11 protein-coding genes are annotated in these 13,296 nt (G+C 32.6%); 10 read left to right on the top strand and 1 reads right to left on the bottom strand.

Features of this window, described 5'->3' with window-relative positions:
* Positions 1–25 precede the first annotated feature (25 nt).
* On the bottom strand, positions 26–958 hold the full coding sequence (gene rnhC / locus BDW31_RS01765; protein WP_037549432.1) for a ribonuclease HIII: 933 nt from the start codon (positions 956–958) through the stop codon (positions 26–28).
* Positions 959–1,242: 284 nt separating this feature from the next.
* On the opposite strand from rnhC, the gene zapA reads away from it, so the two are divergent.
* The 10 genes from zapA to racE all read left to right on the top strand — a co-directional run bounded on the left by zapA (position 1,243) and on the right by racE (position 13,285).
* Positions 1,243–1,509, top strand: a complete 267-nt coding sequence (gene zapA, locus BDW31_RS01760) for a cell division protein ZapA (protein ID WP_011276097.1) — start codon at positions 1,243–1,245, stop codon at positions 1,507–1,509.
* Positions 1,510–2,031: a CvpA family protein gene (locus BDW31_RS01755; protein WP_053024647.1), complete on the top strand. Its 522-nt coding sequence runs from the start codon at positions 1,510–1,512 to the stop codon at positions 2,029–2,031.
* A gap of 74 nt (positions 2,032–2,105) precedes the next feature.
* Complete coding sequence (gene polX / locus BDW31_RS01750) at positions 2,106–3,818, top strand: DNA polymerase/3'-5' exonuclease PolX (RefSeq protein WP_053024648.1); 1,713 nt, start codon at positions 2,106–2,108, stop codon at positions 3,816–3,818.
* 9 nt (positions 3,819–3,827) lie between these two features.
* On the top strand, positions 3,828–6,179 hold the full coding sequence (locus BDW31_RS01745) for an endonuclease MutS2 (RefSeq protein WP_053024649.1): 2,352 nt from the start codon (positions 3,828–3,830) through the stop codon (positions 6,177–6,179).
* 195 nt (positions 6,180–6,374) lie between these two features.
* The gene (trxA, locus tag BDW31_RS01740; protein WP_011276093.1) at positions 6,375–6,689 is read left to right on the top strand and encodes a thioredoxin; all 315 of its coding nucleotides are present in this window, start codon (positions 6,375–6,377) and stop codon (positions 6,687–6,689) included.
* A gap of 97 nt (positions 6,690–6,786) precedes the next feature.
* A complete protein-coding gene (gene uvrC, locus BDW31_RS01735; protein WP_053024650.1) occupies positions 6,787–8,574 on the top strand; it encodes an excinuclease ABC subunit UvrC in 1,788 nt (595 codons plus the stop codon).
* A gap of 380 nt (positions 8,575–8,954) precedes the next feature.
* Positions 8,955–9,569, top strand: a complete 615-nt coding sequence (locus tag BDW31_RS01730) for a succinate dehydrogenase cytochrome b558 subunit (protein WP_011276091.1) — start codon at positions 8,955–8,957, stop codon at positions 9,567–9,569.
* 123 nt (positions 9,570–9,692) lie between these two features.
* Positions 9,693–11,459, top strand: coding sequence for a succinate dehydrogenase flavoprotein subunit (gene sdhA / locus BDW31_RS01725; RefSeq protein ID WP_037549444.1), 1,767 nt, complete (start codon positions 9,693–9,695; stop codon positions 11,457–11,459).
* Positions 11,459–12,307 (top strand): succinate dehydrogenase iron-sulfur subunit, encoded by an 849-nt coding sequence (gene sdhB, locus BDW31_RS01720; RefSeq protein ID WP_037549447.1) that lies wholly within the window; start codon positions 11,459–11,461, stop codon positions 12,305–12,307. Before sdhA ends, sdhB begins: the two co-directional genes overlap by 1 nt.
* Positions 12,308–12,484: 177 nt before the next feature.
* The gene (gene racE / locus BDW31_RS01715) at positions 12,485–13,285 is read left to right on the top strand and encodes a glutamate racemase (protein ID WP_037549449.1); all 801 of its coding nucleotides are present in this window, start codon (positions 12,485–12,487) and stop codon (positions 13,283–13,285) included.
* Positions 13,286–13,296: the final 11 nt, after the last annotated feature.

Below are 13,296 nucleotides of genomic sequence, written 5' to 3'. Positions count from 1 at the left end.
TAATGGAATTCGTCTCTTTATAAATTTATTTATATTTTTTAGTCACTAAATTTTGGGCTTTTTCTCGATTTTTAAAATGTTTTTTTGAGATCATATCTAACGTTTCTATTCCATGTTTATCAATAATTTGAGCAGCTATCAAATCTACTTTATTGCTAGCACCTTTAGGGATATCTTGTTTCATTTTATGTGATATATGATCCATATGTTTAACAAAGGCGTATCTTGAAATAATACTAGCAGCTGCGATTGCTAATGATTTAGATTCACCTTTCGTTTCAAATTTAGTTTTTTCTGGGTAAGGTAGTGAACTTAAAGCATAGCGTTGATAAACACCACGTACTGCAAATTGATCAATAACGATATAATTTAACTCATTGCAATTAATTTTTTGGGTGACATTTTTGATAGCTTCATTATGTAGTACAGCTTTCATTTTAACTTGGGACCAACCAATAGCCTGTCTATCGTTATATTTTGGATTATCGAGCGTTAAAAGTGAATGAGGAATAAATGTAATCAATTGTTCAGCAAGTTCGATTATTTTTTGATCATTTAATTTTTTTGAATCATCCACACCAAGTGTTTTTAAAATTTTAACATTCTCCCTAGAAACATAAGCAGCACAAACAGTTAGAGGGCCGAAGTAGTCACCACTTCCTGCTTCATCACTTCCTATACAATTATAATGATTATAAGCTAATGTTTCACCTGAAGATTGGTTAGAAGATGATGAATTCTTGGAAGTAGTGTTATGATCTGGAAGTAATTGTTGGGCAACAGCTTCCGCATTTTTTCCTTGAAACATAACTTTGCCTGAATTATAAATATTTATCACAGATTGTTTGTATTTAGTTCTTGCTTTCATTCCTGGAGGTAATTGAGATGTTTCAAATGTAATTTGTTGTAAGAGATGTTGGATTTCAGATTCTGATAATTTATGAACGACGTTTGCCATAGGCTAGTTAATCCTCACTTTTCAAAATATAATAAAACATAGTTAAGCATAACATATTGAGGATGTTCATCAGAATAGTTATATAGTTCAAATTTACATTAATTAATTAAAATGATTACGCGTTAGCTACTTACCAAACAACATATCCTAATGTATAATAAGTTGTGATATTCTACTACATAAATTGCGTAAAGTGCATACTAAATTGAAGTACAAGATGAGGTGGTTATTTACATGTAACCATTGATAGGCTTAAAGAATAAATAATGTCAGGAGTTATTGCTATGGGAGAATTTAGAAATCGAATCAATGTCACGATTAACGATCAGAATTATACTATCATTGGTGAAGACAGCCCCGAGCATATTCGTTACGTAGCACATTTAGTTGATGAAAAGTTAAAAGAAATGGGACGTAAATCAACAGGATTAGATACTACAAGAAAATCAATCCTAACAGCGGTTAATATTATGCATGAAAAGGTCAAATTAGAAGAAGAAAACCGCAAACTATTACAAGAAATTCAACAATTAAAACAACGAGAAGAATAGATGATTATTGATATTACGATAGCTATTATTATTGTGTATGGTCTTGTTATAGGGTATAGAAGAGCTGTATGGTTGAATAGTTTACATTTATTTTCAACGATGGTCTCATTAGTTATAGCACATCAATTTTATCATCGAATTAGTTCGCAGTTAATTGTATTTATACCTTTTCCAAAGACAATTGCATATGATATGAAGTATACATTTCATTTTAATGATTTGCAGCAACGCTTTGATACAATTATTGCATTTTTACTAATTGCCTCACTTTGTAAGTTGATTTTATATCTTATAATAATTACTTTTGATAATATAGTGACGTATAGAATGATTAACCAAATCAGTAGACTATTTGGTAGTTTAATAAGTGTAGTGATGGCAGTTGTTGCAATACAGTTATCAATCTATGTGCTAGCATTGTATCCAATTGAGTGGTTACAACACAATTTACAACATGCGTACATAGGCAAACTTATCTTGTTTCATACACCATTTTTCTCGTCTTATATTTTAAATTTATAAAACAAAACTGATATAAGGTCAGGACAAGGCTTCTTTGTTAAATGTCCTGGTCTTCTTTTTATGGAGTGATTAGAATGACAAAAAAAGATGTAATTCAATTATTAGAAAAAATTGCTATATATATGGAATTAAATGCGGAAAATACGTTTAAAGTATCTGCGTATAGAAAAGCAGCTCAAAGCTTAGAAATTGATGAACGACCACTTGATGATATTAAAGATGTTACTGAATTAAAAGGTATTGGTAAAGGTGTAGGGGAAGTCATTGATGAATATCGTAAAACAGGTGAATCAAGTTATTTAAAAGAATTACAACAACTTGTTCCAGAAGGCTTGATTCCATTAATGAAGATTCAAGGATTAGGTAGTAAAAAAATAGCTAAATTATATAAAGAACTTAATATTACAGATAAAGAAAGTTTACAATTGGCTTGTGAAAGTGGAAAAGTGAGCGAACTAAGTGGTTTTGCTAAAAAAACTGAACAAAATATACTTGAAGCAGTTAAAGCTTTAGGAGCAAAAAAAGATAGCTATCCAATAGACACTATGCGAGGTTTAAATCGTATCATAATCGATTATTTAGAAACAATTGATAGTATTGAGAGATACTCAGAAGCAGGAAGCTTCCGTCGTTATAAAGAAATGAGTAAAGATTTGGATTATATTATTAGTACGGAGCATCCAGATGAAGTACAACAACAACTTTTAAATATACCTAATAAAGTTAAAGATGTTGCTGTTGGCCAAACGAAAGTTTCATTAGAGTTGACGTACGATGATGAGACTATTGGCGTAGATTTTCGCCTTATTGAGCCAGTTGCGTTCTATCACACATTACAACATTTTACAGGTTCTAAAGATCATAACATTCGTATAAGACAAATGGCTAAAGCACAAAATGAAAAAATAAGTGAATATGGAATTGAACAGCAAGATGGCACTTTACTACAGTTACAGAGTGAGGAAGAGATTTATCAACATTTCGGTAGTGAATGGATTGCACCCGCTTTACGTGAAGACGGTAGCGAATTTGATAAAGATTTAAGTGAAATTATTACTTTGGATGATATTAACGGAGATATTCATATGCATACCACATATAGTGATGGTGCTTTTTCTATTAGAGATATGATTGAAGCAAATATAAAAAAAGGCTATCAATTCATGGTGATTACTGACCATTCACAAAGCCTTAAAGTCGCAAATGGGTTACAAGTTGAACGTTTATTACGTCAAAATGAAGAAATTAAGAAGCTAAATGAAGAATATGCAGAAATAGATATCTTTTCAGGCACAGAGATGGATATTCTTCCTGATGGCTCGTTAGATTATGATGATGATGTGTTATCACAACTTGACTATGTTATAGCTGCGATTCACCAAAGCTTTAATCAATCAGAAGAAGAGATTATGAAACGTTTGGAAAATGCATGTCGAAATCCATATGTACGACACATCGCTCATCCAACAGGACGTATTATCGGTCGAAGAGAAGGGTACAAACCGAATATCGATCGATTAATGAAGTTAGCAGAAGAAACAAATACAATAATGGAAATTAACGCAAATCCTAAGCGATTAGACTTAAATGCTGAAACAGTTAAAAAATATCCTAATGTAAAATTAACAATTAATACAGATTCTCATCATATTGATCATTTAGACTTTATGAAATATGGTGTAGCCACTGCTCAAAAAGGGTTTGTAAATAAAGATCGAGTAATTAACACAATGTCTCGTCAAGCATTTAAGGATTTTGTTGGAAATAATAAAAAGTTGAAGAAATAGAGGGATTGTATGAGACAAAAAACATTAGACGTCTTAGAATTTGATAAAATCAAGTCATTTGTAGCTTCGGAAACAATAAGTGACTTAGGGCGTGAAAAAGTGTCTAAGATGTCTCCAGCCACTGACTTTGAAACAGTAGAATTTCAAATGAATGAGACAGATGAAATTTCACAAATTTATAATAAATATCGTTTGCCAAGTTTAAGTGGTTTAGCCAAAATTTCACCATTGATTCATCGTGCAAATATAGGTGGCGTATTAAATGTTACAGAGCTAAATTTAGTTAAACGTTTAATTCAAGTTCAAAATCAATTTAAGACATTTTATAATCAATTATTAGAAGAAGATGAACAAGTTGTTAAGTATCCAATTTTGAATGATAAAATGAACCAATTACCAATTTTATCGGATCTTTTCCAAGAGATAAATGAAAAATGTGATACACACGATTTATATGATAGCGCAAGTTATGAATTGCAAGGTATACGAAGTAAAATTTCAAGTACAAACCAACGCATACGACAAAATTTAGACCGTATCGTTAAAAGCCAATCCAATCAGAAGAAATTATCTGATGCTATTATAACGGTACGCAATGATCGTAATGTTATACCGGTTAAAGCTGAATATCGCCAAGATTTCAAAGGGATTGTTCATGATCAATCTGCCTCTGGACAAACGCTTTATATAGAACCATCATCGATTGTAGAAATGAATAATCAAATCAGTCGTTTACGAAATGATGAAGCAGTAGAACGTGAGCGAATTCTAACAGAATTAACAGGTATGGTTGCTGCCGAAGCAGATGGTTGCTTAATTGCTGAATCAGTCATGGGACAAATTGACTTTTTAACAGCTAAAGCACGATATGCACGCTCAATTAAAGGAACGAAACCTACGTTTTACAAAGATAGAACCGTTTATTTACCTAATGCATATCATCCACTATTAAATAAAGATACGGTTGTAGCTAATACAATTGAATTTGTTGATGATATTGAAACTGTCATAATTACAGGTCCAAATACGGGTGGTAAAACAGTTACATTAAAGACACTTGGATTAATTATTATTATGGCACAATCAGGATTGCTAATTCCGACATTAGATGGTAGTCAGTTAAGTGTCTTTGAAAATGTTTATTGTGATATAGGTGATGAGCAATCAATTGAACAATCACTATCCACTTTTTCTTCGCATATGAAGAATATTGTGGAAATTTTGCAAGAGACAGATAAAAATAGTTTAGTTTTATTTGATGAATTAGGTGCAGGTACTGATCCAAGTGAAGGTGCAGCATTGGCGATGAGTATCTTAGATCACGTTCGTGAAATAGGTTCATTAGTAATGGCTACAACACATTATCCAGAATTGAAAGCATATAGCTATAATCGTAAAGGTGTCATGAACGCTAGTGTTGAATTTGATGTTAATACGTTAAGTCCCACGTATAAATTGTTGATGGGTGTACCTGGTCGTTCTAATGCATTTGATATCTCCCGCAAATTAGGACTTAGCTTAGGTATTATTAATAAAGCTAAGACCATGATTGGGACAGATGAACAAGAAATTAATTCAATGATTGAATCTCTTGAAAAGAATTCAAAACGTGTTGATGAACAACGAATAGAATTAGATAGACTTTTAAAAGAAGCCAAAATAACACATGACGATCTAGAGCAACAATACGAGCAGTATAAAAATTATGAGAAAAGATTGATGGATGAAGCTAAAGAAAAAGCAAATCAACGTGTTAAATCTGCTACTAAAGAAGCGGATTCAATCTTAAAAGAGTTAAGAACATTACGTGATCAAAAAGGTGCAGATGTCAAAGAACACGAACTTATTGATAAAAAGAAACAATTAGATGATCAATATGAAGAGAGATCAATAAAACAAGATGTACAAAAACAAAAATATGATGAAATACATGAAGGTGACGAGGTCAAAGTATTATCATATGGTCAAAAGGGCGAAGTATTAGAACTTGTAAATGAAGAAGAAGCAGTTGTTCAAATGGGTATTATTAAAATGAAATTACCTATTGAAGACCTTGAAAAAACTAAAAAGAAAAAAGAGAAACCAACTAAGATGGTAACTCGACAAAATCGTCAAACAATTAATACTGAATTAGATTTACGTGGTTATCGTTATGAGGAAGCGGTTGGCGAATTAGATCAATATATTGACCAAGCTGTCTTGAGTAATTATGAGCAAGTTTATATTATTCATGGTAAAGGTACTGGTGCACTCCAAAAAGCCGTACAGAATCACTTGAAAAAACATAAAAGTGTTAAATCATATCGTGGTGGTATGCCAAGTGAAGGTGGTTTTGGTGTGACAGTAGCTGAACTTAAATAAGGCATAATAAAGTGTAAGCAGTGTTGTTGATTTTTTTAGAAAATAACGTACAATTAAGCCAGTGAAAATAAAAGGAAATGAGTGAGATTCGATAATTATTGACAGACAGTTAATAAGTGAGCAACTCCAATGCAAGTACTACTAAAGTCTGTTATAATTTGCTCATCATTCAAAATTTAAGGAGGATTGGCATTTATGGCAATCGTAAAAGTAACGGATTCAAACTTTGATGAAAATATTCAATCAGGCGTTAAATTAGTTGATTTCTGGGCAACTTGGTGTGGACCTTGTAAAATGATCGCACCAGTTTTAGAAGAATTAGCTGGAGATTATGATGGAAAAGCTGATATTTTAAAATTAGATGTTGATGAAAATCCATCAACAGCAGCTAAATTTGAAGTAATGAGTATCCCAACTTTAATCGTATTTAAAGACGGTGAACCAGTTGATAAAGTAGTAGGTTTCCAACCTAAAGAAAACTTAGCTGAAGTATTAGATAAACATCTTTAAGAATAATTTGAACGTATATGAGACTGGGGCATTACATAGAATGTAATAGCTCCGTCTTTTTTATGTGTAGTTAATTTTATGGGAAGGAGGATAAATGTTGTCAGACTACAAAGAGAAAATTAAAAATAAATTAAGTGTAGTTCCATTTGAACCGGGTTGTTACTTAATGAAAGATCGTAATGATCTAGTGATTTATGTCGGCAAAGCCAAGCGCTTAAGAAATAGATTACGTTCATACTTCACAGGTGCACATGATGCAAAAACTACTCGGTTGGTAGGAGAAATTCGAAATTTTGAATTTATAGTAACTTCAAGTGAAACTGAATCCTTGCTTTTAGAATTAAATTTAATTAAACAATATCAGCCTCGCTACAATATTCTATTAAAAGATGATAAAAGTTATCCATTTATAAAAATTACTAAAGAAAAGCATCCAAAGTTAATTGTTACGCGTACAGTTAAAAAAGGTACTGGAAAATATTTTGGACCATACCCTAATGCTTATTCAGCTCAAGAGACAAAAAAGTTATTAGACCGTATTTATCCTTTTAGAAAATGTGATAAAATGCCTGATAAATTATGTCTTTATTATCACATTGGACAATGTATGGGACCATGTGTATATGATGTTGATCAACAAGTTTATGCACAAATGACTCGTGAAATAAGTGATTTTTTAAATGGTGAAGATAAAACTATACTTAAAAATTTAGAAGATCGTATGATGGATGCTAGTGAAAAATTAGATTTTGAACGTGCAAAAGAATATCGTGATTTAATACAACATATTCATAATTTAACTAAAAAACAAAAAATTATGTCATCTGATAATACGATTCGAGATGTGTTTGGTTATAGTGTTTCTAAAGGATGGATGTGCATTCAAGTCTTCTTTATTCGTCAAGGTAATTTGATACAAAGAGATGCTACAATGATTCCTTTACAACAGCAATCTGAAGAAGAAGAATTTTATACATTTATAGGTCAATTCTATAGTTTAAATCAGCATATATTACCTAAAGAAGTACATGTTCCTAAAAATTTAGATAAAGATATGATTCAATCTGTAGTAGATACTAAAATTGTACAGCCAGCTCGTGGCGCAAAAAAAGAAATGGTAGATTTAGCAAACCATAATGCTGAAGTCGCTCTTGAAAATAAATTCGAGCTAATTGCTAGAGATGAATCACGTACAATAAAGGCAATAGAGGAGCTCGGTGAACGAATGGGTATACAAACACCTATTCGTATTGAAGCATTTGATAACTCAAACATACAAGGTGTAGACCCTGTGTCTGCTATGGTAACCTTTGTTGATGGAAAAGCAGATAAAAAAGGTTATAGAAAATATAAAATTAAAACAGTTGATGGACCTGATGACTACAAATCAATGAGAGAAGTTGTTCGTCGTAGATACACACGTGTTCTAAATGAAGGATTACCGTTACCTGATTTGATTATAGTTGATGGTGGGAAAGGACATATGTCAGGTGTATTAGATGTTCTAGAGAATGAACTAGGACTGGATATTCCGGTCGCTGGATTAAGAAAAAATGATAAACACCAAACGTCAGAGTTACTTTATGGAACAAATGCAGAAGTTGTACCATTGAAGAAGAATAGTCAAGCATTCTATTTATTACATCGAATTCAAGATGAAGTACACCGTTTCGCAATTACATTCCATCGTCAAACACGTCAAAAAACAGGATTACAATCAGTATTGGACACTGTTGATGGAATTGGAAGTAAACGCAAGACAAGTTTGTTAAGAACATTTGGATCAATTAAGAAAATGAAGGAAGCGAGTGTAGCGGATTTGAAGAAAGCGGGACTTCCTGAAAAGGTTGCACTAAACTTGAAGCAAGCATTATCAAATGATTAATTAAAAAAAGGGCTATGAGAATTATTCTCATAGCCCAAAAACATATAAAAAATGTTACAATACAGTTAACAAAAAGTTTATTTTTTTAAGAAAGTATGGAAGCGTTTTCTAATTGAGAAACATTATCATTAAAGTGTTTTTATTAATGATTAATGTAATACTAGCATTCCTCATTAAAACAAATATGATTTATTTACTTTTTTAAGTCCTACTTGTTTACATAGTTCTTAATAGAACCGATATTTATTGATTATTGTCACAATAATTTAACAATGGACAAGTACTAAATAAAATAGTAAATCATTATGATGTTTCTTGATTGAAAAGACTTTCTTATAAATAAACTATTTAAATCAATAGTTTTACAGGGGGGACTCCTTTTGGCAAAGTCTAAAAATGAATTCTACCTTAGACGTGTTCACTCGTTACTAGGTATTATTCCAATTGGCGCATTTTTAGTTGTTCATTTAATTGTGAACCATCAAGCAACACAAGGGGCAGAGGCTTTTAATAAGGCGGCTGGCTTTATGGAATCAATTCCATTTTTATTAGCAGTTGAATTTTTATTAATTTATATTCCAATTTTATATCACGGTTTGTATGGTATTCACATTGCATTTACAGCTAAAGAAAATATCGGTCATTATTCTTTATTTAGAAACTGGATGTTTGCATTACAAAGATTTTCAGGTATTGTGACATTCGTATTTATCTTCATGCATTTATGGCAAACTACAATTCAAAAATACTTCTTTGGTAAAGCAGTTGATTTTGAATTGATGCACAAAACACTTGAAAATCCAATTTGGGTTATCGTATATATCGTTTGTGTATTATGTGTTATTTTCCATTTCTCAAATGGTTTATGGTCATTCTTTGTAACATGGGGATTCTTACAATCTAAACAATCACAACGTGTATTCACTTGGATTTCTTTAATCGTATTCTTAGTTTTAGGATACATTGGAGTATCTGCAATTTTCGCATTTGTATAAAACACAATTTGTAATCATATATAATACGTTGAATTTTAGATAAGTATTTATATCAAATACTTATCAAATGAGCTTATGCAATTACGTTAAGATATCGATATATTTTAGGGGAGTGACTTTTCTATGGCAGAGAAAAAAATTATTGTTGTCGGTGGAGGACTTGCCGGTCTGATGTCAACAATTAAAGCTGCAGAACAAGGTGCGCATGTAGATTTATTCTCAATTGTACCTGTTAAACGTTCGCACTCTGTTTGTGCCCAAGGTGGTATTAATGGTGCGGTAAATACCAAAGGTGAAGGGGATTCTCCTTGGATTCACTTTGATGATACAGTTTATGGTGGGGACTTCTTAGCAAACCAACCACCTGTTAAAGCTATGGCTGAAGCTGCTCCATCAATCATTCATTTATTGGACCGTATGGGCGTTATGTTTAGTAGAACAAAAGAAGGGCTATTAGACTTTAGACGTTTCGGTGGTACGCTTTATCACAGAACTGCTTTTGCAGGTGCAACTACTGGTCAACAATTATTGTACGCGCTTGATGAACAAGTACGTTCATTTGAAGTAGATGGATTAGTAACTAAGTATGAAGGTTGGGAATTCCTAGGAATTGTCAAAGATGATGACAATGCTGCTAGAGGCATCGTAGCTCAAAATATGACAACTTCTGAAATTAAATCATTTGGTTCAGATGCCGTTATTATGGCAACTGGTGGACCTGGTATCATCTTCGGTAAAACAACAAACTCAATGATTAATACAGGTTCAGCGGCATCAATTGCATACCAACAAGGTGCTAAATATGCAAATGGTGAATTTATTCAAATTCACCCAACAGCTATTCCTGGTGATGACAAATTACGCCTAATGAGTGAATCAGCACGTGGTGAAGGTGGTCGTATTTGGACATACAAAGACGGTAAACCTTGGTACTTCTTAGAAGAGAAATATCCTGATTATGGTAACTTAGTACCTCGTGATATTGCAACGCGTGAAATCTTTGATGTTTGTATCAATCAGAAATTAGGTATAAACGGGGAAAACATGGTTTACCTTGATTTATCTCATAAAGATCCACATGAATTAGATGTTAAACTTGGTGGTATTATTGAAATTTATGAGAAATTTACGGGAGATGACCCACGTAAAGTTCCAATGAAAATTTTCCCGGCCGTTCACTATTCAATGGGTGGCTTATACGTAGACTATGATCAAATGACTAATATTAAAGGATTATTTGCTGCTGGGGAATGTGATTTCTCTCAACATGGTGGTAACCGCTTAGGTGCCAACTCATTATTATCTGCAATCTACGGTGGTACTGTAGCTGGTCCTAATGCAATAAAATATGTTGAGAATGTAGAAACAACATATACTGAATTAGATGACAGCATTTATCAAAAACGTGTCGATGAAGAGCAAGAACGCTTTGATAAATTATTAAATATGCGTGGAACTGAAAATGCATATAAACTTCACCGTGAACTTGGTGAAATTATGACAGCGAACGTAACAGTTGTTCGTGAAAACGATAAATTATTAGAAACAGATAAAAAAATCGTCGAATTAATGAAACGTTATGAAAATATTGATATGGAAGATACACAAACTTGGAGTAACCAAGCTGTATTCTTCACTCGTCAATTGTGGAACATGTTAGTTTTAGCACGTGTAATTACAATTGGGGCTTACAATCGTAACGAATCTCGTGGCGCACATTACAAACCAGAATTCCCTGACCGTAATGATGATGAATGGTTAAAAACAACATTAGCTGAATATCAAGGTAGAGAAGAAGCGCCTAAATTCACTTATGAACCAGTTGATGTAAGTTTAATTCCACCACGTAAACGTGACTATACAAGTAAGTCTAAAGGAGGTAAAAAATAATGGCTGACAATCAATCAGTGAAAGACACTCCCGAAGAACTTCGCCAAAACGATAATAATACAAATGAAAAAGAGCAAAAAGAATCAAAACAAAAATCAATCAAGTTGATTATCAAACGACAAGATAATCAAGATTCTAAACCGTATGAAGAAACGTTTGAAATTCCTTATAAAGAAAATATGAACGTAATCGCATGTTTAATGGAAATCAGACGTAATCCAGTAAATAATAAAGGTGAAAAAACAACACCTGTTACATGGGATATGAACTGTTTAGAAGAAGTTTGTGGTGCTTGTTCAATGGTCATCAATGGACGTGCTAGACAATCATGCTCAGCAATTGTTGATCAATTAGAACAACCTATACGTCTTGAACCAATGAGTACTTTCCCTGTTATTCGTGACTTACAAGTGGATCGTACTAGAATGTTTGATAACTTGAAACGTATGAAAGCTTGGATTCCTATTGATGGTACGTATGATTTAGGACCAGGACCACGTATGCCTGAGAAAAAACGTCAAACAGCTTATGAGTTATCTAAATGTATGACGTGTGGTGTTTGTTTAGAAGTTTGTCCTAATGTTACGCAAAATAATAAATTCGTTGGTGCTCAGGCAATTTCTCAAGTTCGTTTATTCGACTTACATCCAACTGGTGCAATGACTAAAGACGAACGATTAGACGCTTTAATGAGTGCTGGCGGTTTGCAAGAATGTGGTAATTCTCAAAACTGTGTAAATGCTTGTCCGAAAGGTATTCCTTTGACAACTTCTATCGCAGCTATGAACAGAGAAACAACATTCCATATGTTTAAATCATTCTTCGGTTCAGACCACAAAGTAGATTAATATATACATTTAATTATAATTTGAAAAGTAGTTAATGATTCTTAATTGAATTGATTAACTACTTTTTTCTATATAAAACTTTTTAAGGTATGTATATGAATGCTTAATCGGATTAGTCAAACTCTTAGCATGTATATGATAAAATAAATGTATTATGTGTTATAAGGATGAATGAAGATGAACAAACCAATTGGTGTTATAGATTCAGGTGTTGGTGGTTTGACAGTTGCTAAAGAAATCATGCGTCAATTACCCAACGAAACAATTTACTATCTAGGGGATATTGCAAGATGTCCTTATGGTCCAAGGCCTGGTGATGAAGTTAAACAATTTACTACTCAACTTGCTAATAAATTAATGCAATTTGATATTAAAATGCTTGTAATAGCTTGTAATACAGCTACCGCTGTAGCATTAGAACATTTGCAACAATTGCTGCCTATTCCAGTTATTGGAGTTATTGAACCAGGGTCAAGAACAGCCATTATGACTACTAAAAATCAAAATGTTTTAATTTTAGGGACTGAAGGAACAATTAAATCTGAGGCGTATAGACATCATATTAAGCGCATTAACCCAAACGTTCATGTTTATGGTGTAGCTTGCCCTGGGTTTGTTCCACTAGTTGAACAAATGCGCTACGATGACCCTACAATTACAAGTATTGTCATTCATCAAACGTTAAAGCAGTGGAGAAATACTGATGCAGATACGATAATTTTAGGATGCACACACTATCCATTGTTATATAAGCCTATAAATGATTATTTTGGAGGAGAGAAAAAAGTTATTTCCTCTGGATTAGAAACAGCACGTGAAGTTAGTGCTTTATTAACTTTTAGTAATGAACATGCGAGCTATACACAACATCCAGAGCATAGATTCTTTGCTACCGGAGATACAGTACATATTAAAAATATCATTCTACAATGGTTAAAATTAGATGTTGAAGTTGAACGCATCAGTGTAGATGAATAATCAAGGAGGAA

The sequence above is a fragment of the Staphylococcus sp. AtHG25 genome (assembly GCF_003217445.1).
Classification (GTDB): domain Bacteria; phylum Bacillota; class Bacilli; order Staphylococcales; family Staphylococcaceae; genus Staphylococcus; species Staphylococcus haemolyticus.
The sequence above is the reverse complement of the archived record's forward strand: the minus strand, read 5'-3'. Positions and strand labels throughout refer to the sequence as shown.